This is a genomic window from Brevibacillus porteri (genome assembly GCF_003013475.1).
Classification (GTDB): Bacteria; Bacillota; Bacilli; order Brevibacillales; family Brevibacillaceae; genus Brevibacillus; species Brevibacillus porteri.
On sequence record NZ_PXZO01000046.1, the window covers coordinates 15,959 to 41,907 of the forward strand.

Below are 25,949 nucleotides of genomic sequence, written 5' to 3' on the forward strand. Positions count from 1 at the left end.
GTTCTCCTCTCCGAATAGTTGATGAAAGCCCTTTCATAGGTTAAAGTTAAAAGTTTATGTAGAAAAAGCCATCCCCATTAATCAAGGATGGCAAAAAAACAATGTCGAATCTTCTGATAAAATAGAAGACTATTGATACAAGTGACAGGCGACGAAGTGGTTGATGTCTACTTCCTGCCAGATTGGCTTCTTTTCGGCGCATACTGCTTTGGCTACCGAACAACGTGTACGGAACACACAGCCGCTAGGTGGATTGATTGGGCTGGGAACGTCACCTTCGATAATGGTGCGCTCACGGCTTTTCTCCAAGTCGGGATCGGGGACAGGAATGGCCGACAACAACGCCTGCGTGTAAGGGTGCTTCGGTGATTCGTAGAGAATTTCACTGGCACTCAACTCGACCATATTACCCAAATACATGACGCCAATACGGTCACTGATGTGCTTGACCATCGCCAAATCATGCGCGATAAACAAATACGTCAGCTTTTGTTCCTGCTGCAATTTCTTCATTAAATTAACGACCTGTGCCTGAACCGAAACATCGAGTGCAGAAATCGGCTCATCGGCAATGATGAATGGTGGATTCACGGCAAGCGCACGGGCAATCCCAATCCGCTGTCGCTGACCACCACTGAACTCGTGCGGGAAACGGTTGGCATGCTCTCTCTGCAAACCAACCATCTCCAACAGCTCAATCACACGGTTCATCCGTTCCTTCCCTTTATATAGCCCGTTCAGATACAGGCCCTCCGATATGATTTCCGCAATGTTCATTCGGGGGTTCAGAGAAGCATACGGGTCCTGAAAAATCATTTGCATTTGGCGTGTCAGCTTACTCCGCACAGCAGATGATGCCTGATGGACGTTTTGCCCGTCAAAAATGACCTCACCTGTCGTCGGTTGATACAATCCGATGATTGTACGGCCTGTGGTCGATTTGCCGCAGCCAGATTCCCCTACCAGTCCAAACGTTTCCCCCTCGTATATATCGAAGGAAACATTGTCCGCTGCCGTAAGTGAGAGCCCTTTACCCAACGTAAAGGTTTTTGTCAGGTTCTTTACCTGAACCAGCTTCTTTCGTTCCATCTGGCCACTCCTCCCCGTTATCCGTTTACCAGTATCGTCTGGAGACGCAATGTTCCTTTTCGAGCTTGTAGCCATCTAGCTTGACGATCTCGATGGCACTTCTCGAATCCGGAGAATGAATCATTTCGCCATTGCCCATGTAAATGCCCACGTGATGGACTCTACCTTTCCCTTCTTCATGGGCAAAAAACAACAAATCGCCTGGAAGCAAAGCTTCTTTTTCCACAAGCTGTCCGGCTTTTGCCTGATCAGATGCATCACGCGGAATCTGGAGACCGACAGAACGGTGCATGTTGTACGCAAATCCTGAGCAGTCATACCCGTAAGAGGACATGCCGCCCCATAAATAATGCAGATTGAGGAATCGCTTACCCGCTTCTACGATTGCCTCTCCGCGATTACCGGAAAGCTCGATGGGCTCGTTTGCTTTCACGATTTGGACGTCTGCTTTTGGCAAAAGTCCTGTGCCGTTCGGTGTCGCTACCGTTACCCAGTCCGCGGTTTCCTCGATTAGCGGTAGTTTGGTCAAGAAGGCAAGCTCCATGTCTGGCTTTTGGTCAGGTGTATGTAGACGGGTAAACGCCGCCGTGACCATCGCCAGCTTTTGGCCTTGCTGTACCTCAAAAGCATCTGACCACGGTGCTAGCTGGCGAGACGGCATCCAGCCCGGATAGCCTGTTGTGTTTTTGTTCGTAGTCTGATCAGGAATCAGAATTTGTGACCATTCCCCTTGCTCCTCGACTACCTCCACACGCGTACCGTACAGCGCTTGAGTTTGAATCGCATTTTGGTCGTAAAAACCAAGCTTCTCCTCCACAGTAAGGGAAGCGAGCCAGCTTCGTACATCTACCGGGGATTGGAGTGCTACTTGGTCAATATCACGCGGTGACTCCGGCTTGGTCCACACAGTGGCAACAGAGACAGAAACAATGGCAGATTTCATCTTAGTTCTCCCCCTCCCACAGGCTGACGGAACGAATACCGAGCCCAGACTCTTCTGGCATGCGCATCACGCGGCCCTCGTACGTTACGCCACCTTCTATGCCATCGTGCAAAAGCATCAACGGAGCATCGAAATCAAAGCGGGTGATGTTCTTCTTACTGGCTGCAAAATGTGCTGCTGCTGATACAGCCAGACGTGATTCGATCATGCTGCCAACCATGCATGGAATACCGTACTCTTCAGCCAATTGGTTGATCAATTGTGCTTTGTAAATGCCGCCAGCTTTCATCAGCTTGATATTAATCATGTCAGCCGCACGGTTTTGCAAAACCTGCAGGGCCTGCGCTGGTGAAAACACACTCTCGTCAGCCATGATTGGCGTATCAACCGAATCTGTTACCCGCTTCAAGCCTTCCAGATCATGCGCTTTTACAGGCTGCTCAATGAGTTCGATGCCAAGACCCATGTCCTCCATTTTTCGAATGGATTGCACCGCTTCTTTTACATTCCATCCCTGGTTGGCATCAAGACGAATCTTCACCTGATTGCCCACGGATTTGCGAATTTCCTGGATGCGCAAAATGTCATCCTCGATATTGTCCTTGCCGACTTTGATTTTCAGTACGTTGAAGCCTTGCTTGAGATAGGCAGCCGCATCCTCGCCCATTTCTTTCGGGGAGTTTACGCTGACGGTATAGTCCGTCTCCAATTGGTCACGGTAACCACCCAGGAATTGATACAACGGCATTCCTGCGCGCTGAGAAATGAGGTCGTACAATGCAATGTCTACTGCTGCCTTCGCACTCGTATTCCCTACCATGGATTGATGCAAGGTTTGGAAAACTCGTTCATAGGCAAGCAAATTCAAACCGATGAGCTGAGGTCTCATCGTGTTCATAATCGCCGACTCGATGCTCTCGATGCTGTCTCCGGTAATGACGACAGTAGCCGAAGCTTCGCCCCACCCGACCATACCGTTGTCGCAGGTGATTTTCACCAGAATCGATTCCAAGCTATGCACCGTACGCAAAGCCGTTTTAAAAGGCTTTTTCAAAGGAACAGATATTCGTTTTACTTCGATGGCTTGAATAATCATGTTTTCCTCCATCTTCTCCAGCACTTGTGCTTTCTTTAACTGTTTTTTCTAATAGACATACTAAATTATAGCACTATTAAAAATTCTAGCAAAAAAGGGGGGAGAGTCATTCCAGCCGTCTGAAATGACTTCTCCCAACTCACTCTTGTTACTTCACGACAGCTTTTCTCAGGTCTGTGTAGCTAAGTGAAGAGCTTTGTACCCCACTCACCTTGTCGCTTGAGAGCAAGGAAGTGTTGTAGAAATACAGCGGTGCGATTGGCGCTTCATCCAACAAGAGTTTTTCTGCATCATGCAGCAGCTTCAGACGTTTTGCATCGTCTGGCTCTTTGTATGCGTCTTGGATCAGCTTGTCGAATTGCGCATTGCTCCAACCCGTACGATTGCTTGCTGCCTTCGATTGGAAAATGTCGAGGAAGTTGATCGCATCACCGAAGTCAGGCAACCAGGAAGAACGAGCAATTTGATACTGCAATTGCTTTTGCATATCGGTCAAAACTTTTCCTTCTACCTTTTGCAGCTTCACATCAACGCCCAATGTTTGCTTCCACATTTCTTGTGCGGCTTGTGCCGTTTTTTCGTTAGCCGTTCCGCTGCGGTACGTGAGAGTAACCTCTGGCAGCTTTGTGTAGCCTTTTTCTTTCATTCCTTGTTCCAGGAGCTTCTTCGCTTCTTCTGGGTTGAAGTTTACCAGTTCTCCGCCCACTTCACGGAATTGTCCTTCACCGTTGGCATCAGGCAAACCAAAAGATACGAAGCCTGTTCCCGGTTTTTGCTGACGCATCAGCACCAGGTCGACCAGTGTCTTACGGTCAATCGCCAAGCTAAAGGCTTTGCGAATATTGGCGTTATCAAATGGCTCCTTCGTTACGTTAAATCGATAGAACTCTGTACCTGCTCCGTCACGCACGAATACTTTGCCTTCTTTGAACAATTGGTCCGCCATGTCTGCAGGAACGGTTGTTGTTCTGTGCAGCTCTTCGTTTGTAAACATTTGATACTCGGTATTCTCGTCATCAATCATTTTCCAAACGGCACCAGGAAGAGTTACGTTGGCTGCATCCCAGTAGGTATCGCTCTTCATGATTTTCAGTTCACTGTCATGCGCCCACTCTGTCAGCTTGAAAGGTCCGTTTCCGACAAAGCTTGCTGCTTCTGCTGCCCATTTCGGATCTTTTTCTACTGTTGCTTTGTGTACAGGGAAGAAAGCTGGGTTGGATGCCAACAGGAGCGTCCAAGAAGCTGGTTGAGCGAGCACAACCTCTAGTGTCTTGTCATCCACGGCTTTTACTTTTACGCCATCCGCCGGTCCTTTCCCGCTGTTATATGCCTCCGCACCCTCAATAATGTACGCAAGGGATGCTGCCGGAGATGCCAGGGCAGGATCAAGCATGCGTTTCCACGCGAATTCGAAGTCCTGAGCCTTTACCGGCTCACCATTGGACCATTTATTGTCACGCAGGGTAAAGGTGTAGGTTTTTCCGTCCACAGAGATTTTCCATTCGGAAGCGGCCGCTGGTTGAGGCTTTTGATTTTCGTCCAGGCGAGTCAAGCCTTCCATCAAGTTGTTCAAAATGTTATAGGACGGCTCATCGAAACCAATCGGCGGGTCCAATGACGTCGGTTCCTTGATATTATTCAGCAAGAGGAGCTTTGCCGCTTGATCGCCCGGCGTCGGAGCGTTTGGCTGAGCCGTGTTGCCTGGTGCAGGCTCACTCGGTGCAGCTGGTTGACCCGATGTACATCCAGCCATGAGCATGGACACACCCAGCGTAGCCGTCAGCAACAATGTTGATAGTTTTTTCACTGTTTCTTCCCCCTTATTTATTTGTTTTTGTATGACGTAAAAGGATAGCGCCGTCAGACGACACCCTCTTTTACACGAAAGCACTGCCCTCCAAAGCTATGAATCAGGTCCCCGTTGGCGGTTGCATCGACGCCAGCAACTTCTTCGCCCGTGGGTCCTGCAACCAACAGGAAACCGCGTGTTTGCTATGGACATGGGTCTCCGCAGGCTGGTAATTCCGACATACTTCCAACGCATAGTCACAACGCGCAGCGAATGCACAGCCAATTGGCGGACGAAACAAATCTGGAGGTGTTCCAGGTATGGGGCTCAGCGGAATAGAGCGATCCGCATCCAAACGAGGCATCGACGCCAGCAAGCCTTTGGTGTATGGATGCTGTGGATTGTAAAAAATGTCGCGAACAGGACCGGACTCTACCACTTTTCCGGCATACATGACATTGACCCGATCCGCAATCTTGGCGACGACTCCCAAATCATGCGTGATAATAATGATCGAGACTCCCGTCTTTTGCTGAATGCTTTTGAACAGCTCGATGATTTGCGCCTGAATCGTTACATCCAACGCTGTCGTAGGCTCATCCGCAATCAAAATGGACGGCTTACAGACAAGCGCAATCGCAATCATGATCCGTTGGCGCATCCCGCCACTGAACTGATGGAGGTATTGCTTGAGACGACTTTCTGGATTAGCGATCCCGACCAAGGTGAGAATTTCAATCGCTTGCCGCTTGGCTTCGCTTCTGGCGACCTTTTGATGGCGAATGATTCCTTCCATAATCTGTTCACCAATGGTGATGGTCGGGTTGAGCGACGTCATCGCATCTTGAAAGATCATGGAGATTTCTTTCCCACGCAGCTCACGCATTTGCTTTTCCGGCAGCTTTGCCAGATCCTGCCCTTTAAAACGAATACTTCCACCTGCGATTTTTCCGATATGCTCTGGGATCAGACGCATGATGCTCCTTGCAGTCACGCTTTTCCCACATCCGGATTCACCAACAATCGCCAGTGTCTCCCCTTTGTTCAAGGTAAAGGTCACGTCCCGAACCGCGTTCACTTCACCGCCATGCGTCTTGAATGTGACCCGAAGCCCACTGACTTCCAGCAGCTTTTCCGTTTTATCCATGTTGCCTACCTCCTTGACTTCGGATCGAACGCATCGCGCAAGCCATCACCGAGCACGTTGAATGCGAGCATCGTCAGCGAGATTAGGAAAGCAGGGAAAAAGAGCCGCCACCAATGACCGGACAAAATGGTGGGGAGTCCATCGTTCGCCATCACACCCCAGCTAGCCATTGGCGCCTGAATACCGAGACCGAGGAAGCTCAGAAACGCCTCTGAAAAAATCGCAGATGGAACAGATAACGTGACATAGACAATGATGATGCCAATTGTGTTGGGCAGCAGGTGCTTGCGAATGATGTAGAAAGGCTTTGCCCCCATTGTTTTTGCCGCCAGTACGTACTCCGAGTTTTTCATTTGCAGGACCTGACCACGCACAGTCCGGGCCATCCCGATCCAGCCTGTCGCACTTAATGCGATAATAATGGTTAAAAGTCCCGGTCCCATGACGACCATCAGCAAAATCACAACCAACAAATAAGGAAGGCCGTACAAAATATCGACGAAGCGCATCATGATATTATCGATTCGCCCACCCAAATATCCGGCAATTCCTCCATACAAGACACCAATGAAAAAATCGATAAGAGCTGCTGTCAAACCGACAAACAGAGAAATGCGAGCACCATACCAAACACGTGTGAACACATCCCGGCCAAAATCATCAGTACCAAACCAATTCGTTTCCGATGGCGGTTTGTTTTTCATAATAATCGACTGTTTGGCGTATTCATGACCAGAGATCATCGGTCCAATCGTAGCCATAACCCCAAGCAAGATAATAACCACCAACCCCATCAGGGCCAGCTTGTTTCCTCTCAGACGAAGCCAAGCTTCTTGCCAAAACGTCAGTTGAGGTCGCACAATCGCTTCCGCATTGAGGTTGTCTTTACGCATGGGGATAAATAAATCATCAGAAACGATCATCCTTCGCTCTCCTTTCGATGTAGCTTAATTCGTGGATCAATGATGCCGTACAGGACATCGACGACAAACATCAGGAAAATCAAAAGTGCGCTATAGAAGACAGTCGTTCCCATGATGACGGAATAGTCACGGTTATTAATACCAGCCACGAAATATTTCCCCATCCCAGGAATCGCAAATATTTTTTCGATCACAAAGCTTCCCGTTAAAACGTTGGCAATCAATGCACCTAAAAGCGTGACGACAGGCAAAATTGCATTACGTAGCGCGTGCTTCAACACGATCGTCGCCGGAGACAGCCCTTTTGCACGAGCGGTTTCAATATATTCCTGGGTCAGCACTTCCAGCATGTTGGTACGGGTCAAACGAGCGATAATCGCAATCGGACCAAATGCCAATGCAAGCGCTGGCATAATCACATGCTGCCAAGTACCCCATGTTGCGGTCGGCAACAGCTTCCATTCGACCGCCAAATATTTGATTAATAAGGAAGCGACAACAAAGCTGGGAACAGATATCCCGATAACAGCAATAATCATGGCAAGGTAATCAATGAGACGGTTATGTCGTAGTGCGGCGATCACACCAAGGGCGATACCAGTGACAATCGCAAAGACGACAGAAATCAGACCGAGTTGAAAAGAAACGGGGAATCCACGGGCGATCATTTTGTTGACCGTATCTGAGCTGTTGGCAATCGATGGCCCAAGGTCAAACTGCAACAGCTTTTGCAAATACAGCCCATATTGGACGAGTAGTGGCTTATCCAGGTTGTAGTAGGCATTGAGGTTGGCAGCAACGGCTTCGTTTAATGCCTTTCCTTCCTTTTCAAAAGGAGATCCTGGAACGGCATGCATCAGGAAAAAGGTGAGGGTAATGATGAGCCATAACGTCACGATCATGGAGATAAATCTGCGGAAGACAAAAGATAGCAAGGACTCTCCTCCTTTTCATCAAAAATCCGTAAAACCATGTTGGTGGCAGGGACTTACCTCTCGTAATAAGCAAAAAACCCAGCAAATGCACGCGATCATGGCATTTGCTGGGTTTTACTTACGTGTATGCCGTGCATACGAATAAATAAAGCAGCGGGTGTATTCATTTGGTGACTGTGGCTTTATTTCTCGTGGAAACTGCTTGTTTGTACTTCTTTTGCGCGTCCTTGAACGCTGCGATCAATGTTTTTTGGGAAGATCCAAAATACCGAAAGCGAATCTCTTCGCCAATTTCCTCCGACGCCATAATAGAATGACCGATAAAGATCGACCGAGCAAAATCAGACGTCAGTTGAACCGTGGAGGAACAAGCCGCATCTACGATCTTGTCGTTGGAAGTATCAACAACCAATCCGATAAAAAAAGCACTGAATTGCTGTGTAATCGGATTGTTCGAAGAGGACTGTGCATCGCCTACGATATAAATGGTATCTTTATCAAACAAATCAATAACCCCACTTTTACTATGCTTAACGGACCGGCAAACGGGATGTTCGGAGAGCGACTTCCTCACAATCGCAAGCTGGGTAAGCACTTTCCTACATAGTACCAGAAGAATTTGCAATTTGTAAATAAGTCTGACTAATCTTTCAGTTCTTCTACAGATACGACTGGAAACGAATGTGGGGGCAGCATTGGTAGAAACGGTTGCTCATCGATGTAGGCAACTACTACATGGGATGGACCGACCATTGTTTTCGGTGCGAGCTGCAGTTCTTCCCCATGCTCAGTTACGACGGTAATCTGTAGCATGCCACCTCCAGGACGAGCTGGCCCTTCCGTTGCTCGCTCTGTCACGAGGGTTGTCCCATTGTACTGTAGGCGTAATTGGAGGTCATGGCGCCACGAACGGAAATCCACATAATAGCGCGAGAAAGGAATGGGATCAGTGGTCACACTGTCTGCTTGAGGGACGAACATGGCTTGCTCACGACGGTATCCACCATTCTCGTACATTCTGTCATCAAAACGTTCAAGAGCCTCGTCTTCAAGCAGATCAATCACACCCTCTGTTTTCAATACAGGATCAACAGCAAAGGTGGCGTGATGATTAGACAACTCCAGAAGTATCTTCACTTCTGTTTTTTTCTGCATGGCGATGTCTGCATCGACAATAAACATACCTACCAGCAAAAAGAACAGCATCGTAGAAATCGATAAGATGTTTATACCCGTAACGATAGCCTCCTAACGGGAGCTTTTACAGATCGTAGTCCATGATGTTAACTGTACCTATTCTTTGAACTTGCAAGGAATCAGCCGGCATTGGAATCCATGAGGTAAAGCGGGGGTATGGAATTGCCAGCTCCACAACAAATTCATCTTCATGGCTCCATAGGACGGGATCAAGTGAACGAGTGCGAGTGACACTGACAGACAGGTCCTGATCTGACACGGAAAACTTTTTCTCCCTCAACTCCCGAGTGATCAATGCCCGAACCTCTTGTTGCAAGTTGGCTTCACTCGTCCCCCCGTGGTTGCTGACGTATTTTGTAGCGGCCGCGCTCACTTCCAATAATTCGTTTCTGGCCTGAACAACCGTATGTACCTGTAAAAGTCCTAATGGAACGAGTAGCATAACCATAATGTTCAGAATCACAGCGATTAATTGACCCATTAGCCTGTACCAAAACGCGTGACTTCAGCGAGCAAATCACCGAAAAACTGCGTGCATGCCGAAAGGAGATTTTGCGGACCGGTGAGAAGCAAGCCTACCGTCAAAGGCAAAACAATAGCCATTACAGCCAAAATGCTAATCATTTTATTCATGCACTACCACCCTGGATCAAAGTATTCGGACGGCCGGCTTCCCGTAAAGGAAAAGGATGTATCCCCCTCCACAAATTTGTGCAGCCATTGGGTCACTTTTGAAGGCTGGATGGTAACCGACAAGGTAATCGCCTCCTGCCGCTCTTTGCGAGCTCGCTCTCTCTCAGTTCGAGGCCAGCTCCCAGCAAACGCATCCTCTGTCACTTCCCAACCCAGTTCTTTCATTTTCAGAAGATAGTAATCTGCTAACGTCGGCTCCAAATACCCGATGTCCTGCATATCATCCAGTAAGTCAGCATAGATTCCACGGGCAATCGCCCTTTCCATTGCGTACAAGTGGTAAGCTCCCAATGCGGAAGTGACCAATAGAAGGACCAGTAGACAAATAAGAAAGACTTTTGCTTTCACCATCGTTTTAGAAACGCCAGCTCCTCTTTAATGGAAGATGACCGTCGCTGCTCGATACACCCTTTCTTTTTGTGTCTGTTTAAGCTGCTCCTCTGGCTGGAGATTCCAAAGTACCGCGCACAAACTCCCTACCATAATCGAAATGATGAGAAGAACGTGGATGTGCAGCATCACTTTGACGATGTATAAGATGTGCCGTTTTGCATCCTGAAGTTGATGTTTTCATTTCGGGTATCGTAATTCAGCGATGTGATGGATTGGTTAATGCTCTCGGCAGAATCGTTTGCCGCCGGGCTTAACTCATTGCCATAGCTGCTGACACCGATCCCTAACACCATGACGCATGCTAAAAAAATAAAAAACATTTTCGACATCTCGAATTTCCCCTTTTCTCTTACGTGATTTAAGGTATGGCTTTTTCGATCCACCCAACTGCTCGATCTCTCAGCCCGTCTTCTCTCACTACCGATGTGTTTATTTCGGACAAGCTAGAAACGATTATTCCTAAAGAGAAAACGATGCACATGATGATAGATAATAGCTTGGTCATGAGTTTTCTCCTCTTCAGATTAAATATTTATCCAGAATTTCTGTAAGCAGCTTGTACCAGGGAAACATGGCGACCAATAATCCCATGTAAAATGCCGGGTAGACAATAACCGTGTAGCCGATCCCCAAAGACTTTATCTTTTTTCGATGACGGAACATTCGTCGATGATCGACAGCCCACTCCATTCGTTGCATAGTTGCACTTACTTGTCCTTCGCTCAGCGTCTCAATTGTACGCATGCTCGATACGAGGATAATTCCGTCGTCGACGCCAATCTTGCGTTTAAAGCTCTCAAGTGCTTCATTAGAGTCCCTGTTCCACTCAGATAAAGTAGGGATATACTCCTTTAGCTTTCTAGTCGGTCTTGCTGCCTTGACCATGGCATTGTAAATGGGCACCTGATTTTCTAGAAGGGTCACATAGCGATTGATAAATCTGGCGATATCTGTGCTCAGCATATCCTCCCTGTGATTTGCCCACATCTTCAAGCCCATGTACGGAAGCATGTAACTCCCTGCAGATGCCAGGCACATCGACAGAAGTGGAAATGATTCCATTCGACTCACGACGACCCACATAAGAATCAGGATGCAAACGGTACTTCCAGTCAACAATTGCAGAAACACCCACTCCGGTTTTCCCCATTTAAAAGGCCTTCCTGCTCGTGATAGTAACTGATCCCATTTGTCGTTTTCGTCAGGCTTGAGTGCCTGCTCCCACTTTCCCCACCACGCCCCGTAAACAAACAGCCTCGGCTTTTGCTTGTGAAACAAATACTTCCCGATCATAAACGTCGCACTAAAAACAAATAGAGCGCCTAACCCAAGGTAGGTATACATGACTAGCATTGGCATTAACGATATCTCCTTCCCCAAATAAACGCCAACAGGATCGAAAAAGTCCACACAGTCGCCGCAATTGCTAATATGGCCTGTCCATCTGGCGTGTAGAAATAGAGACGATAGGAATCTCGAAGCAACCCCTGGTTGTAGGGGATCAAACAAATGCAAATCGCTATGACGATAAGCAGGCTGATCCAAATGGAGTATATTTCACTATCACGCTCATGCTTTTCATCTTGTTGTACAAACATCTCATTCGTTAACCGGTTTAAAGGTGATTGAATATCTTCTGTTTCTCCTTCCAAACCGCTGGAAATATACGTTGCAAAATCAAAAGCCCACGGATGGTCCAGTCTCTTCGCAAATTGTTCTACTGCCGCAACCGAGTTTCCCCCATCCGAAAGGCTATTGTTTAGCAGAAGGAGGTCAGGTAATAACTCTTTGGGGCATTCCTCTATCATTTCGCGAAAGGTAAGAACGATGTTTTTGCGACTGTTATAATAACGGGCAAACAACTCTACGAATCGACAGAAGGAGCTGATTTTTTTATTCATTTGTACGGTATAGCGTGCGTATAGAATCAGTGTTGGCAGCAAGAAGAATAAGAGAAAAAGCGACAAGGATACAATCATATTTCCTAACAAAATACCCGAGATGAATCCCGCTATCCCGCCAATCATGGATAGTAATAAGTACCCTTCTGGTGTACCTCCCACGATTTGACACCAACGCTCACAACGTTCATACATCATGCGCCGGGTTGAATGCCTTAAAAATTTCTCTCTCCATACCTCAACTGTACGCGGGAAGAATACGCGTGGACTTCTCCATCCCTTATACAGGTGTAAGCCGAGAAACAGAAAGCCAGAGAAGAGACATAGAAACACCGGGAAAAGAAATGTGTAAATCATAGCTGCCTGCCTATATCGGTAAGACGTAGCTCTTTCAACACTTCAATGTCTGCTTTGCCGACGTAACACATGTATTCAACTAAATGTGGGCTCAGTTGATTTCCCGTCCATTCATAAGCTCCCGTCTGCATGTTGCGACCTACTAGTGGAATAGATTCCACTCGGTTAAAAGATGAATTCCACTCCGTCGTATGAATGGCATCAATAAAACGGTGACCACTGTTGCGGTATGTAAGCGAATTGACAAAATTGACTGCCCTGCTAATCCGCTCCTGGGTCAATTCTACACTCCGCCCTCCGTATTGATAAACAAGATCGGTCAAATCATGTAACGCTCTATGCGCAAATCGTTCGTGCATCGCTCCGATTGTAGCGTCCGTCCCTCTGATTCCGGCATTTATAAAATGGTACGCTTCTATGGGCTCGCGAATTTCTCCAATCAAAATCGTATTTGCGGTTGATCGGTACATGTCTTTGAAGCAATGCTCTAATTCAATGCCGATTTCCTCCACGTTTTGGAGTTCAATCACTTCACCTGGCCAAATATCACCAAATCGCATCTCATGTTCACTTTCAAAGATCGTGACATATTCTGTCTGAGGGTCCTTCAGCTTCATCATACACATCATCAATGTTGTTTTCCCTGCAGCCATCGGTCCAATAACCAGTACATTGCTGCGTCCGTACACTTGCTGTTCCATTAGCCATTGAATTCTTTCGTCGAAGGCTGGCTGTTGCTGTGTACGGAGTTGGTCGAGTGAAAAGGTAGGCGTTGTAAATCGTCTAACCAGAATGGTCGGTACTCTGGAATAAGGGAAAGTAAACATAGTCAGTCTCGCTTTTAGTGAATGTAAGTATCCGCTCAATCTAGGTTTTTTCTCGTTAAAAGATAGCCCCGCTGTATTGGTCAACTTTTGTTGGAGGGTTTCAACCTCTTTCCAGCTTGGTGTGTAAGAGAGAAATTTTTTGACCCCTTGCTCCAAGTAGGCAATGTTGCGATTTGCAGAAATTCGCACTTCCTCTACCCACGGAGACAAATGGAGGACCGCATCGAGTATGCCCCACCCGTATGTAGAAAAGGTGAGCCCTTCGTAACCGTTGACATGCGGCAAAATTTGTTCGGTTACTGGTCGTTGGAGGACTTCCTCAAAATAATGCTGCAAGCGAAGAATAATATGGTTGTGACTATCACGATCTCCCTGTTCTGCCAAAGCGAGAATTCGCTGCATCTCTAGCTTCTCTTCTCGCGTTTTGCCAAAATGATTTAAATAATCTCTTGCTGCTTGTTTAATGTCCTCGATGGTTTGGATGCCCGATCCAACTGGTTGTTCTCGTTCTATCCCTCTCATCAGCAAAACACCGCACTTTTATCCATATATTGTGCCTTAGCAATTTCCTTCAAACTGCTGATGTAGGATTTGGGAGGGAAAAACTCTTCTATTAATACACTGCAGCTCTGATGAGATTGATTGAGCCTGCTCTCCGAAATTCGTGGTACTACACCGTAGACCGAAACATCCTCCCCGATTCGAAAGGGTTGCCCAGGCTCTAAATGACTGAGCAGAACCTCGCATTTCACTCCTCTTTCTCTCCATTTATACAGCCACTCTCTGGCACTATCGATACTAAAGGGATCAGCTCTCACGAATAAAAGATTGCGGTCAACAGTATGAAGCAATCGCTGTAGAGTCTCAGACTCAGGAAAGCAGTAACCCCAATCGACGTAGACAAAGTCAAATTGCATGCGAAACACATTAATTAGATTGCTTAATTCTGAGCTTTTCCATTTGCTAGCAGCATGTGCGTAATACAGATTAGGCAAGTGTGCGCTCTGTTTGCAGACCTTGCTCCAGTTACGCTTGGCAGTTGTTTGTATATCGATAAAGTCAGGACGAAATGAAGATAATTGATGTTGTTGGAGTTTGAAGAAACGTGTTAAATCCGGCTTAGCGTTATTCATATCAAGTACGACAATTCGCTTTTCAGGATGCTGTCTCGCTAGTATGACGGGATAATTAATACAAAAGGTAGTAATGCCAGAAGCTCCGTAGCTCAATAAAGCGTAAACCAGCCCCTTTTCTTTTGACGATCTGATATCTGCACACTCTTGCACAAGGCCTAGAATCAGACTGATTTGATGGCGTATTTCTTCTTGAGATAAATGGGCTGATAACAGGTATACATGCTCTAGCTCAGACTCCTCCGCTACCTTCTCAATCATCTTCTCATCCCGATAGAGAGGAACAATAATTAACGGTGAGTTAGGCGGGAGCTGTGCTTTCAGAGCCGGAAGCCATTCCCAAACGGGAGAGGTGAACATTTCAGAAAAGATCACGGTAGCTTCTGGCATATAAAGCTGCACAAGCCGCGAAAACTCCTCCGCCGACTCAGCTACCAGTACATCACTGTACACAGGCATATACGTCTTGGCGAGTGACTTCATCGGATAACAAACTAAAATTTTCATGACGCTTGCTCCTTTGAACCCATGATATGACCTACCTGAAGCATCCCATATGACATTGCCTCGCTTACTATCACATACTCCTCGTCTGTCAAATTAAAGCCGATAAAAGCTGGTAGTGCTGTTGGCTGAACCCGGTAGTCACGATATCGTTTTTCGCCATTCTGCAACGGTTTTTCTCGTGATCCATGAAAGATGGAATCCATCTGATCAGGCGATGGCAACAAGCTCGGCTTTAATGTATAGATCTCAATACCATTACTGTCCCTCACGCTTGCAAGCTGACTTTCAAATAACAAATCTGCCGTATCATTGGTTTTTCGAAAATGCAGTGGTGCAGGATAGTCTTGCAGCTCCGAGAGATTCTTGTATTTGACCCAAATTTTCACATGATCGCCTTTGCGTAATTCCGTTAAAGGATGAATGGATAGTAGGGGGAACTCGTAGCGCGCCTCCCCTTTTTCCGGTAAAAGCTGCGTATCTGTCAGCTTTTCCACTAATAATTGTTCGCCTTCATATATAGTCTGCGTGCTCCTTTTCCCCAGAACAGTATCCAAATCACGCGCTGAGCCTGGAAGAATTTCATCCACTTCTTCCTGTACAAGTATCACATCATCTTGTGTAATCGGCTCGAAGGCTGATATTTCTTTCCCTGCAGCTACTTTTACAACTGGGGCAAACAGCTTTTCCGCAGCCATCGCGTCAATATATTGAGTGGCTGCATAAAAGGACGACCCTGCTAGCAGAAACGAAATTAAGCAAATAACAAGTAATGTTTGCTTCTTCATAACATCCTTCCTTTATAAGCATGAATCAATGACTGAAACTCAATCTCTTCCTCTGGGAAAAGCTCCAATAGTAGGTTGGCTTTAGCACTTGCCATTGCTGTTTTCTCTCCATCCATCAACGGAATCATGTCAGTTACCTGTGCAGCTCCAGGCTGCTGATCCCATAATGAGAGCGTTCCTTCTACTTTTTTCATAATGCTTGTCCGAGACAATTGGCTATTCCACTTGTTTGCTATCATTTTTATTTTTCTTCTTTCTGTCTTCCACCAAGCAGGGGCTTGATCTACCAGGAACAAACGGGTAAGTCTAGCCAAATCTGCATCAAATACTACCCATATTTCGTCGGCATGCTCAAAAATTTGTTTAGAGTAGAGATCATTCCAGTAGGAAGAAACATCAATGACAACAAGGGGACTATCCTTACAAATCCGTAGTAACCAGTTGGCTGTATCTGTTTGAGAAGATTCGTGCTGAAGTTTTGCTGGGGAATCTATCTGGATGCGAAGATGGTTATTCTGCATGAGGAGCGATGGTGTAGAAGAATCTCTTACTTGTTGTCGAACTCTACGTTCAAAATCAAGTGCAAAATAATAATAGGAAGTCACTTTTGGTAACTCGCAAAGGGTGACAGGAATGCCTTTTCCTGACCATGCATACGCTAGGTTACTTGCAAGAAAACTAGCTCCAGCCTGTGCATACAAACTCATAACAGCAATACATTTACGCTGATACGACTCCTGTTGCTCAACTATTTGTGGCGAAGCAAGCTTTTCTTTAAGCACTCTCCAATGCCGCTCTTCCTCAATTGACTGTGAAAACTCCTGTTGCTCCAAATCTCGGAACCTGGAGACAAAGCGGCTCATTTGGTGAAACATGATTATCCCACCTGGGAATCATTTGATTTATTTTTACTGGCAATGTATTTCTCAAATTTCTCAACCATCTCTCGAACAGTGAGGGACTTGCGATGATAATAGTATATTTTGCGCAGCCGCTCTCGTTCCTGAGCTGTCATTTCTGGTCTCACTTTCATGGCTAGCTCGATTAACAGAGCGAGCTCGACGTTGTTAGGTCTTCCTCTTCTCGGTGGATTGGCAAATAGCTCCTGCTGCTTTTTATTAAATGCGTTTGGGTACTCTACCAGCCACATGTCTACCAACGTTTCAATATCTTCATGTGTACGTACTCCAAGCTTCATCAAGTATTTAAAATATGTGGGGATGGGACGCTCACGTATCTGCCCATTTTGCCAACGGGCAAGGAATCCATTTGGCATAGTAAGGAGCTTGGTTACGTCCCGGATGAGTGCTATCCGATTGGGCGATTGATATTGAACGACTGCTTCCTTTACTAGCGTAAACAAAATGTCATGATAACTGACGCCTTTATACCCGCTTCCATACTCTGTGATGTACCATTCCTCAACTGCTCGATCAAAATCTCTCCGGCAATTCGATAACTGAAGCTGATTCAGATGCTCATAAAACTCTTCCAGATCATACTGAACCATAAACTCTTCCTGGTAATCTCCAAAAACAAAAGCAATAAAGGATTCCTTAAACTCTTCCAATGACAACAATGTCAGCTTGTTTGTCTCCTCATAGCAGCGGTTGACTAATTCGATTGCACTCTTTGCCAACACGTCAATATACCCCCATTTTCCTTATTATAGAGCGATAGATATTCTCCAACAGCATTCTCGACTCGTCGAATCTTATTTAGCCTGATAAACCAGGCATTTCGCTTTATGGGTCGCCTCACACGCACCCGTGCAAGGCGATTAAGAGAACCTACTCAGTTACAAAGTAAAGTTCTTCTCCGGTCGCGAAAAGAAGAGCGATCCTTCCCCCGCGCTCCATGACGGTTGGAGCATTCTCCATTACAATCAGTCCGTCATTGAGTACTACTCTGTCTCCAAATCGATGTACGGATTCGATCTGGAACGCTCCCTGCGGAACTCTTTCCACTGAAAGATACCTGCCGGGTTTGTGCTTCTGGTAGCGTACTTGTCGCCCTAGAAGCTGCTCCACGGATGCTGAGCATTTCTGGTGAGCCTCTACTGTTGCCATACGCAACGCCTCCTTCTCTCACCTGTAGAGTACGGCCGTTTCATCTGCTTATAAGCCTATGAAACTATCTCTACCGTAAAAAAAGACAGCAGGGTTGTGCAAATATTTTTATAACTCTTCCCAATAAGAGGGATCACTAAGTTCGGGATACATTTCAGTGACCATATCAAATGGTGAAAAGTAGAGTGTATCGACGAGAATCTTGAGTTTATATGTTTTCAGGAGCGTATATGCTCTCTCTGTTTTGCTGAAGATACTTGGCAGTTGACGCAAATCTGTCAGCTTTAGTAGATGCCTGCACATATAGTCGACGCAAATTTTTGCCCGTTCCTCACCCTTTATGCTCTGAAAATAAGATGGGGGAAAATGACGTCTTATGCCTGAAAGCACTTCTTGGTAAACCCATAGCACTCGTTGCTCTTCTGAAAGCCGAGGTAAATACGGATAAGCAAATTCGACGAAATAATACACATCCTCAGCCTTTGCCTCGATAGGCGGTTCAATAAATTCCCTTACTAAATGCAGCTTCAATTCTTTAACATCTTGCAAGCTCAATTCACGCCGCGCCTGCTCTGGCGTCCATCTTTTCACATTTTCAATCGCATATCTGACAACTAATTGGACTTTTTGCTTACGGTACTGCACATCTTCGAACTCATACGGGGAAAAACGCTTTTGCTCTCCGTTAAGAATTCGTTTGTACCGATCGACTATTTTTGAAGGCACTGTCATCTCACTCCTATCCCCATTTCTGGAATATACTACTAAATTACCATGCGGGATTAGGACAAAAATAACAGTACCTTTGTTCAAAATTGTGACTTTATTCATAGACTCCAGACTGGGAGACTCTGTTCATTTTTACAAACAGCTCATCCCAAAATACAGGTATATTCTTCTCAACCTTTACTTCTAAATGATAGATTCCTTGCAAGTACAAATAAGGCCGTTCACCTTTTTGGTGAATGACAGAGACCCCATCACTTGTCCCCTCCAGATTCGGCCTGTTTAATCTCCAAAGAATCCCAGCTTCTTCACGTGCCCCGCGAATGATATCTGCATCACGCCGTTCTGCTTCTTCTGTTGTCGCAAACAATCTGATTTGCTTATCACCGTTTGAATCCTCGTATTCCCATTTTCCAGCCGCACGCGATCCTTTGGTAATCAGATCTGCTGTATGTTGCATCTTCATTTTTAGATAATCTGTCTGCTCCAAAAATAACAGGATAGAGAGCAGGCTGCCTAAGCAGAAGAGAAAGAAGAGCATAGTAATCATGGTTGCCCCGCGCTCTTCCCTCACTCGAAACAAAAAATGGTGTAACTGATCATTCATTGCTTCTCCTCCGCATTTTCAACCATCATGTGATAGCTTTCGGTTATCTCGTATAATTCCCCCGTAGCGAGAAGCCGAAATGAAACTGTTGCTTCAGCTTTTACATGACTGCCTTTTCTCCAGCCGTTCCCATCAAGCTCCAGCTGCACATCTTTGTGAAGGACTCCAATACCTTGTTCTAATTCTGATGTACCTCGCTCTTTCGCATGGAATTTGGCCAACCCGAAATTGGGCTGCACTGCAGCAATTCTCCCTGCCTCATACGCAGCCGCCAATGCCTTTTGCTTGTTGTACATCATGCTGAATTGGTCAAAGGAGAATACGATCAAGATCCAAACTAAAGGAAACACCAAAATAAACTCAATCATTTGGCTGCCTCGCTCATCTTTCACCCTCGCACGTATCACTCGTCCCATGCGTGTGATCATCCGCTTGCTCCGATGACATCTCGTACGGATTGGAACACAAAAGCAACCAGCAAATATACCGCGTAGGGGAATGAAAAGGCTGTTTTTTCCCTGCCTGGAAGCCATACTTGTCGATGAGCTGACCATCCGGCTGCTATGATTAGAAGATTGTTGCGTAAGCGAGCCCAATTTTGCGGATAAAACACCATAACAAGCAGGCACAAAACGATGGAATGCAAAAACAAAGAATACACCACACTCCAGCTCGTCCAAGCACCAACAGCCATCAGCAACTTTTGATCCCCCATCCCCATCCCTTTTAAGATTACGGGACCAACTGTCAACAAAAAGGCTCCTGCCACGCCTAACAATGCTCCGGCTAATAACTCACCTTCCCACTGATACCATAAGCCGACAGTAATCGCTGGAAAAACAAGAGTATTCGGTATTTTTCTTTGTCTCCAATCCGTCCATGCTGCCGCTCCTAACACGCCCAGCAAGATTACGTTTGTCATTTGCTTATCTTTTCTTGCAGTTCCTTCAGCTTCTCGTCTTCGGCAGTGCCTAGTTGTGTCAGTGTCGGAATAAGTACAATCAAGATGACGGCAATAATAATGACCATTTCCACGATCGTAACACCGTCCTCCTCATACCAAAAACGCTTGACGTAATCTGCGATGGTTCCCATTCCATTCACTCCTCATTGAGATTTTGGTTCTATTTTCACTCTGCCAAAAGACAGTGCCTCTCGCAAAAATATTTACATTCGCTAATTTTTCTACAAGCTTTCTCCGATGCCGATGAATGCAGGACCCATCACCAAGAACAACAGCGGCAGGCCCATTAACAAAATGACAAAAGGCAATAACCTGATATTTAACCGATTCATATGGGTAGCAGCTTCGTCTTCTTGTTGTCTCACTTGCTCCTCTACTTGGACAGACAACATTTGTGATAGGCTAACCCCTTTTTTCATCGCCTCGTTCATCTCCAGCGCGATGGTAGTCAACGAATCTACCTCCCACCGAAAGGCCAACTCTTCAAGCGCCTTTCTCCAGTTCCCATGCCTTTTCTCTCCCATTTCTAGGCTCGCAAGCTCTCTGCCCAGTCTTGCATCAAACCGTCTCGCTGTCTGCTTAACAGCCTGCTGCAATGGCATGCCTGCTTCCACCAGTGATTGCACAATGCTGAAAAAAATAGGAACCTGCGCACGAATTTCAGCTTTTGCCCGCTTGTCCGCCCAATCTAGCAGCATGTTTGGAAGCAAGTACAAAAATAAGCTAAACGTTAAGGGGAGACCATTTACCGTACCGATTTTTTCACCGTTAACCATGCTTGTTGCCAATGAAGCTAGAGATGAAGCTATGAAACACATACTGATGAGCCGAAACAAGACAATCTCTGTCAGGCTTATCTCGATCCCCAAACGAGCCAATGTTTCCTCTATTTTTTTCTTATCGACACCCGTCCATTTGTAAAAATGCTGTAGCAGTACCTGGTTTTTCTCCAAGCCTCGAACCAGTGTCCACCTTTTTCGTCCATGTTGAAAAGATTGCTCAAGCTTGGCTTGTTTCTCGGAATCAATCCTGCCCAAAAGCGTGGCGGAGAATGGTTCTTCCTTACTCACACATGACGGAAGACCGTACAGAAATATAGCAACACTCACCAATATACTAGTAACGAGAACGAACATTGCACCCTCTCCTATGCTCCCCTGCTTATGCTTTTTTGCGCAACATAACGAATTGCTTCTCCCCCAATCAAAATAGAAGCCAAGCTTCCCAAAATAAGCAATCTTCCCCCCACTGTGGCCGTTAGTGGGTCGAAATGATTGGGATTATTCACATACAACGCAATGACAAAAACAAACGGCATGACACTTAGTAAATTCACTTGTGCGACGATCTGCGCCATTGCTGCTTTTTGTCTACGGAGCGACTGTCGACGCCGCAATATCGAAGAGGCAGCCAAATCGAGCGTTTTGGCCATATCTCCGCCCATCTCACGTTGAATGTGGACAATGGTCGCTAAATATTTGACATCTGCTGATCCTGTACGTTCAAAGAATCGATTCATTACGTGCTCCAACGGGACTTGTGCCCGCAATAGCTCTACAATACGCCTGTATTCCTCTAATACAATTTCTGATAAGAATGGACTAGCCGCTACCTGTTCAAACGCATGCAAATACGATGGAGAAGTACGTAAAGAACTGGCCATGAGACGAATCGCTTTTACATTGCCTGCTTCGAAATCGTCCTTTCGACGAGCTCCCCATACACTCACCAACCGTTCGGTAAACATAATCCCTGCCAGCAAAGCAGGCAATGCCATCCACCAAGACTGTAGGATCTGACTACTCACACCAAAGGACGCGATCCCCAATAAAAAAGAGAGGGTCACATACTGGTTTATCCCCCATCCTGAGCGCGATTTGGCCAACCTCTCCTCAAACTGCTTCCAAATTGTTTTTCTGTCCTGTTGCAGGACTTCTACAATTTCGTGCTTCCCCGTCGGTTCTCGCATATACAATTTGTTGGGCATGATCAATAACAGGATGGCCATCCCCATCCCTATCGCAATAGGTAAGCTAATATCCATGCCTTCTCCTCCTATAGTGGTATTGGTGTGGTGAAAAAGACTTGCTCAATCTCCTCTCGTGACAGGCCTTTCTCTAGCCATCGCTTAATCAGTCGCTCTGGGCGATAGCCTGTCCATTTGAAGTGGCCCTTTACTCTCCCATTCTCCACCCCAGTTGCTTCGTACACGTAAATATCCTGTAAGTACACCCGATCAGGGAGAACCTGTTTAATGTTGCAAGCTCGTTTTATCCATTCTTCATGCGATTGACCCGTCCCCACTACCTCCGTTATCGCAACCACCTTGCGACTGCCGTCTTCTTCAAAACGTTTTACTTGAACAATCAGATCCAGTGCTGAACCGATCATTAAATTGCGCTCCTCAGCACTATACCCTTCATCTGCTTTTCCAAATAAAATGGGCAATGTTGAATCGACCAAAGCTCGCGGTGAGTTTGCATGTGCTGTGCTCCAGCTACCAGGGTGATCCGTATTCATCGCCCAAAGCATATCTACGATTTCGCCACCTCGTGTCTCACCGACCATAATGACATCCGGCCTTTTTCTTAAGGACAAACGAACACAATCCTTGATCGAAAACCCACCCTTCCCCTCATAATTCGCAGGTTTCGCTAAAAATCTGCGCACGAAAGGATGCTGAAGCTTCATCTCCAAAACATCCTCGATCGTAATAATACTTAAATGATTAGGAACATATTGGGAGATGAGATTGAGCATATGTGTCTTGCCTGAGCCTGTTCCTCCACTAACAATGCCAGATGCACGAGATAATCGGACGGCTCTGTTTAAAAAGAGAAGCATCGGCTCGCAAATGGAACCATACCGCAAATAGTCGGACTCGCTGAATAACTCACGGTGTTTTCTGATCGTGAGCATATGACCATCAGGAGAAATAGAGCGATGCGTAGCAGCAACCCGGGAACCGTCCGGAAGCTGTGTATGCAGCTCTGCTTTTGTTTCATTAAACTCACGCCCCATTGTCGCTGCAATTTGTTCCAATAAGCGCAGCAGCTCTTCCTCATCGCGAAAAACAGCAATGTCTGGCGATTCAAGACGACCAGTACTTTTTCTTTCAATGACGAGATAGTTATAGCGATGAAAAAGAATCTCCGTAATGTCGTTATCCTCTAACAAAGCATCTAATGGCCCCCAACCCGTCAAAGAATGCAGCAATCGTTTTACTTCTGCTTCCATTTGTATGGATGTCAGTGTCGTTTGCGACTCCAACAGCATTCGAAGATCTGTCATCAACTCATCTAAAAAGAGTGGGGACTGCTTTTCCTCCCATAATCGTTTTCCGTATTTCTCAACAATCTGGGTACGAATCGATGTTTCCCTATCTGTCCCGACCCATTTTTCATTCGTCCGCTCGTGGTCGGGGGCATGCATTTTTTCGTGAAGCGTCGAAGGTACTCCCGCCATTCCCCTCCCCGCTGACCGTAATTCTTGCGCTGTGCGGACTTGATTAGAAATGCCTAGTAACTGTTTTTTATCGAACATGATACCCTCCCTTATCCCCATAACCACTTGAAGAGAGATGTTTTCTCTTTTTGTTTCTCTTTTCCAATAGCCTTAACTTGTTCCCCATCTACAGGAAACAGTGCTTTTCCTAGTGTCTCAATGGCTTCCTTGGCCGGAATTCTCCCTGACTGGAGCATGACTGGCGTTCCGGTGTTAATCGATTTTTTTACTTCTACATCGTCAGGTATTGAGAAGATTTTTTTGCTAGGGTGAAGTTGAAAGTAGGCACGAATTTCATCTAAGGTAAACATTTCTTTCCGTTGCAAACGATTCATGCAAATTTGAATGCGTTCTTCAGGGTACTCTGCTTCTCTCAACAGTTTCAGCAATCGTTGAATATTTTCAATGGAGTCTACCACCGGATTTCCCACCATCACGACATGTTCTGCAAAAAACAGAGCTTGAATCGTTGCATCTGTTGTATCAGGAGCCGTATCGATCAGAATGACGTCGTAGTCGCTTTGTTTTAACGTTTCGAGAATCAGATATAAATGATAGTCACGGATTTCAAAGCTTTGTCGAATATCACGGGGGGAGGTAAGTACATGCAATCCCGTATCAGGATGAGCAACCACATATTTCTCGATTTGTTGTGGAGATAACGGCAAGGCTTGTGCGTATTCCTGCCATTCCTCACTGCTTATGGAATAAGGGTCATTTTCTTGACTCTGAATAAACGAATGCAACTGAGCATCAAGATCCTTTACCCACGTAAAAAGATTAGGGGTACGAGGGAGATTCAAGGTAGTTGCAAATGTACCGAGATCCAGATTGAAGTCAACAGCAATTACCCGCAATGGGAGACCTTCTTTTTTTTGCATGGAAAAGAAAACCGCTAGCTCACGAGAAATAAATGTTTTTCCTACGCCACCTTTTGGACCGTAAACAGTAATAAGCTGTTTGGAACGAGTCATTTCAGGGACTTGTCTATCTGTAATCGGCTCTGAGAATGAAGGCGGCTGGCTCGGATAGCTCTTGGTTTGTTCCTGGATTACATACTGGTGTTGTTGTGGCGTAGCTTCTGCTCCCATGCCTTGAGGCTGTATCATCATGGCTAACGCTTCGATTTGCCCTGGTTCAATGGGCTTGGCAATAACCCATAAGCCTAAGTTCCGGAAAAACGGCTCCCACATCAGTTCATCGCTTGAGCAAGCGGCAATAAATGAAAGATGAGGAAAGGCTAGCCGAAATTGCTGACACAACACACCTCTTTCCGTTCCCTTTATACCACCGAGCAATACCAAATGGGGTTGGTTTGCCTGTAATTTTGCCCATGCCTCTTCCACTCCGAGTGCTTCCCCGCACACTTCTACCCATCTGCTGTTAATAAGTTGAGCCGTTAACAAACGAGCTGAATCTCGATCATCATCTACTATGAGCAAACGCCTTTTCACTCCTGCTCCTCCTTTTGAATACCCCAGCGTGTTTTCGTCTTCATTAACTCTGCAGCGAATTTTGCGTCTCCTATTCCCGGATTTCCCCCATCCTTCACTGCGGCCAAGCCCAATCTGATTTTTCCATAATGAAGTGCGTGTGTTAGCAGAACAGCCTCATCACGTGTCAGGGAGAGAGTAACAGCTACCAGATTGGGGTGATCACCTTCCATTTCGCGTTGAATGCCAATGATCGGCATATTTTGCAATAGGAGTCCAGAATGTGCTCCTGTCTCATCTTCAAAAGAAGCATAGACGTGTACCCTTTCTCCGCTTGATACATGCGGTGAAACTCCTGCTACATTGTCTATGGGAATGCTCATACCTGTCATTTCTTCTGTTATCACCCCACTGCCTTGTACACTACTTGTTTGCTCCAAATCACTTTGCAATAACGGGCGGCCTCCCTTCACGTGACGAGTGAATGCTAAACCGACAAGACTCTGTCCTTCTTCCCATGGAATCAAGCCTGGAATTGGAGCAAAGGGTCGTTGAAAAATCCCTCCCAGTCTCAATGTCAATGGCTCCATATCCTTTGCTTCCAGTAATTGGCCACTTTCTTTTTCTACTGATGAACGTAATTGTATATAGGTCACCTGATGTGGTTTCAAAATGGTGAAAGACGCTATACCTATACATGTAGCGAGAAGCAATATAGCCAACAGTCGTAACGGATGAATAGACATTCTCCCCCTCCTCTCCATTGTTTCTAGCGTAGGGGATGATAGAGGGACAAAAAAAGAAAACAAAAAAACCGTGCATTCATTCTGCACGGTTACACTTATTACACAAAAAAAGCTGTATTCCCGATTATTTTTTACAAGTAATCGGGAATACAGCTTTTCGTCTCATTCCTTCAAAACTGAATACG

General features: G+C 46.1%; 32 protein-coding genes. All 32 read right to left on the reverse strand.

Features of this window, described 5'->3' with window-relative positions; all coding sequences use genetic code 11:
* Positions 1-129: 129 nt before the first annotated feature.
* Positions 130-1,089 (reverse strand): ABC transporter ATP-binding protein, encoded by a 960-nt coding sequence (locus C7R92_RS22730; RefSeq protein WP_106835729.1) that lies wholly within the window; start codon positions 1,087-1,089, stop codon positions 130-132.
* Between the two features lie 25 nt (positions 1,090-1,114).
* Complete coding sequence (locus C7R92_RS22735; protein WP_106835730.1) at positions 1,115-2,032, reverse strand: C40 family peptidase; 918 nt, start codon at positions 2,030-2,032, stop codon at positions 1,115-1,117.
* A gap of 1 nt (position 2,033) precedes the next feature.
* A complete protein-coding gene (locus tag C7R92_RS22740) occupies positions 2,034-3,128 on the reverse strand; it encodes a dipeptide epimerase (protein WP_106835731.1) in 1,095 nt (364 codons plus the stop codon).
* Positions 3,129-3,276: 148 nt separating this feature from the next.
* On the reverse strand, positions 3,277-4,935 hold the full coding sequence (locus tag C7R92_RS22745) for a peptide ABC transporter substrate-binding protein (protein WP_106835732.1): 1,659 nt from the start codon (positions 4,933-4,935) through the stop codon (positions 3,277-3,279).
* Between the two features lie 103 nt (positions 4,936-5,038).
* On the reverse strand, positions 5,039-6,064 hold the full coding sequence (locus C7R92_RS22750; protein ID WP_106835733.1) for an ABC transporter ATP-binding protein: 1,026 nt from the start codon (positions 6,062-6,064) through the stop codon (positions 5,039-5,041).
* 5 nt (positions 6,065-6,069) lie between these two features.
* The gene (locus C7R92_RS22755) at positions 6,070-6,957 is read right to left on the reverse strand and encodes an ABC transporter permease (RefSeq protein WP_412679009.1); all 888 of its coding nucleotides are present in this window, start codon (positions 6,955-6,957) and stop codon (positions 6,070-6,072) included.
* 26 nt (positions 6,958-6,983) lie between these two features.
* Positions 6,984-7,922, reverse strand: a complete 939-nt coding sequence (locus C7R92_RS22760) for an ABC transporter permease (RefSeq protein WP_017246999.1) — start codon at positions 7,920-7,922, stop codon at positions 6,984-6,986.
* A 163-nt stretch (positions 7,923-8,085) separates the two neighbouring features.
* Positions 8,086-8,427, reverse strand: a complete 342-nt coding sequence (locus C7R92_RS22765; RefSeq protein WP_012683929.1) for a DUF3870 domain-containing protein — start codon at positions 8,425-8,427, stop codon at positions 8,086-8,088.
* Between the two features lie 137 nt (positions 8,428-8,564).
* Positions 8,565-9,128, reverse strand: a complete 564-nt coding sequence (locus C7R92_RS22770; RefSeq protein ID WP_106835735.1) for a hypothetical protein — start codon at positions 9,126-9,128, stop codon at positions 8,565-8,567.
* 55 nt (positions 9,129-9,183) lie between these two features.
* Positions 9,184-9,600: a hypothetical protein gene (locus C7R92_RS22775; RefSeq protein ID WP_069853008.1), complete on the reverse strand. Its 417-nt coding sequence runs from the start codon at positions 9,598-9,600 to the stop codon at positions 9,184-9,186.
* Complete coding sequence (locus C7R92_RS32410; protein ID WP_007725191.1) at positions 9,600-9,752, reverse strand: hypothetical protein; 153 nt, start codon at positions 9,750-9,752, stop codon at positions 9,600-9,602. Before C7R92_RS32410 ends, C7R92_RS22775 begins: the two co-directional genes overlap by 1 nt.
* A gap of 3 nt (positions 9,753-9,755) precedes the next feature.
* On the reverse strand, positions 9,756-10,079 hold the full coding sequence (locus tag C7R92_RS22780) for a hypothetical protein (RefSeq protein WP_244195798.1): 324 nt from the start codon (positions 10,077-10,079) through the stop codon (positions 9,756-9,758).
* Between the two features lie 251 nt (positions 10,080-10,330).
* Positions 10,331-10,534, reverse strand: a complete 204-nt coding sequence (locus C7R92_RS22785; RefSeq protein ID WP_016738853.1) for a hypothetical protein — start codon at positions 10,532-10,534, stop codon at positions 10,331-10,333.
* A gap of 29 nt (positions 10,535-10,563) precedes the next feature.
* Entirely contained in the window at positions 10,564-10,710 is a 147-nt protein-coding gene (locus C7R92_RS32415) for a hypothetical protein (RefSeq protein ID WP_167403229.1), read from the reverse strand.
* Positions 10,711-10,724: 14 nt separating this feature from the next.
* On the reverse strand, positions 10,725-11,564 hold the full coding sequence (locus tag C7R92_RS22790) for a hypothetical protein (protein ID WP_106835737.1): 840 nt from the start codon (positions 11,562-11,564) through the stop codon (positions 10,725-10,727).
* Positions 11,564-12,268, reverse strand: coding sequence for a type II secretion system F family protein (locus tag C7R92_RS22795; RefSeq protein WP_244195797.1), 705 nt, complete (start codon positions 12,266-12,268; stop codon positions 11,564-11,566). The genes C7R92_RS22790 and C7R92_RS22795 overlap by 1 nt, the downstream gene beginning before the upstream one ends.
* Positions 12,269-12,459: 191 nt before the next feature.
* A complete protein-coding gene (locus C7R92_RS22800; RefSeq protein ID WP_106835739.1) occupies positions 12,460-13,812 on the reverse strand; it encodes an ATPase, T2SS/T4P/T4SS family in 1,353 nt (450 codons plus the stop codon).
* On the reverse strand, positions 13,812-14,930 hold the full coding sequence (locus C7R92_RS22805) for a hypothetical protein (protein WP_106835740.1): 1,119 nt from the start codon (positions 14,928-14,930) through the stop codon (positions 13,812-13,814). The genes C7R92_RS22800 and C7R92_RS22805 overlap by 1 nt, the downstream gene beginning before the upstream one ends.
* On the reverse strand, positions 14,927-15,715 hold the full coding sequence (locus tag C7R92_RS22810; protein ID WP_017246990.1) for an SAF domain-containing protein: 789 nt from the start codon (positions 15,713-15,715) through the stop codon (positions 14,927-14,929). Before C7R92_RS22810 ends, C7R92_RS22805 begins: the two co-directional genes overlap by 4 nt.
* Positions 15,712-16,590, reverse strand: coding sequence for a CpaE/TadZ family protein (locus tag C7R92_RS22815; RefSeq protein WP_106835741.1), 879 nt, complete (start codon positions 16,588-16,590; stop codon positions 15,712-15,714). The genes C7R92_RS22810 and C7R92_RS22815 overlap by 4 nt, the downstream gene beginning before the upstream one ends.
* A gap of 2 nt (positions 16,591-16,592) precedes the next feature.
* Positions 16,593-17,357, reverse strand: a complete 765-nt coding sequence (locus C7R92_RS22820) for a hypothetical protein (RefSeq protein WP_069853023.1) — start codon at positions 17,355-17,357, stop codon at positions 16,593-16,595.
* 148 nt (positions 17,358-17,505) lie between these two features.
* Positions 17,506-17,784, reverse strand: a complete 279-nt coding sequence (locus C7R92_RS22825; protein ID WP_017246987.1) for a hypothetical protein — start codon at positions 17,782-17,784, stop codon at positions 17,506-17,508.
* A 108-nt stretch (positions 17,785-17,892) separates the two neighbouring features.
* Positions 17,893-18,510, reverse strand: a complete 618-nt coding sequence (locus C7R92_RS22830) for a DUF4046 domain-containing protein (protein ID WP_069853025.1) — start codon at positions 18,508-18,510, stop codon at positions 17,893-17,895.
* A 97-nt stretch (positions 18,511-18,607) separates the two neighbouring features.
* The gene (locus C7R92_RS22835; RefSeq protein ID WP_106835742.1) at positions 18,608-19,117 is read right to left on the reverse strand and encodes a hypothetical protein; all 510 of its coding nucleotides are present in this window, start codon (positions 19,115-19,117) and stop codon (positions 18,608-18,610) included.
* Positions 19,114-19,545, reverse strand: coding sequence for a TadE/TadG family type IV pilus assembly protein (locus C7R92_RS22840; protein ID WP_106835743.1), 432 nt, complete (start codon positions 19,543-19,545; stop codon positions 19,114-19,116). The genes C7R92_RS22835 and C7R92_RS22840 overlap by 4 nt, the downstream gene beginning before the upstream one ends.
* Complete coding sequence (locus tag C7R92_RS22845) at positions 19,542-20,039, reverse strand: A24 family peptidase (RefSeq protein WP_106835744.1); 498 nt, start codon at positions 20,037-20,039, stop codon at positions 19,542-19,544. The genes C7R92_RS22840 and C7R92_RS22845 overlap by 4 nt, the downstream gene beginning before the upstream one ends.
* Complete coding sequence (locus C7R92_RS22850; protein WP_012683911.1) at positions 20,036-20,212, reverse strand: hypothetical protein; 177 nt, start codon at positions 20,210-20,212, stop codon at positions 20,036-20,038. The genes C7R92_RS22845 and C7R92_RS22850 overlap by 4 nt, the downstream gene beginning before the upstream one ends.
* A gap of 90 nt (positions 20,213-20,302) precedes the next feature.
* Positions 20,303-21,217, reverse strand: a complete 915-nt coding sequence (locus C7R92_RS22855; RefSeq protein WP_106835745.1) for a type II secretion system F family protein — start codon at positions 21,215-21,217, stop codon at positions 20,303-20,305.
* An 11-nt stretch (positions 21,218-21,228) separates the two neighbouring features.
* Positions 21,229-22,125, reverse strand: a complete 897-nt coding sequence (locus C7R92_RS22860) for a type II secretion system F family protein (protein WP_106835746.1) — start codon at positions 22,123-22,125, stop codon at positions 21,229-21,231.
* A gap of 11 nt (positions 22,126-22,136) precedes the next feature.
* A complete protein-coding gene (locus C7R92_RS22865) occupies positions 22,137-23,624 on the reverse strand; it encodes a TadA family conjugal transfer-associated ATPase (RefSeq protein WP_069853041.1) in 1,488 nt (495 codons plus the stop codon).
* A gap of 11 nt (positions 23,625-23,635) precedes the next feature.
* Positions 23,636-25,039: a CpaE/TadZ family protein gene (locus C7R92_RS22870; protein WP_106835747.1), complete on the reverse strand. Its 1,404-nt coding sequence runs from the start codon at positions 25,037-25,039 to the stop codon at positions 23,636-23,638.
* Entirely contained in the window at positions 25,036-25,764 is a 729-nt protein-coding gene (gene cpaB, locus C7R92_RS22875) for a Flp pilus assembly protein CpaB (RefSeq protein ID WP_069853045.1), read from the reverse strand. The genes C7R92_RS22870 and cpaB overlap by 4 nt, the downstream gene beginning before the upstream one ends.
* Positions 25,765-25,949 lie beyond the last annotated feature (185 nt).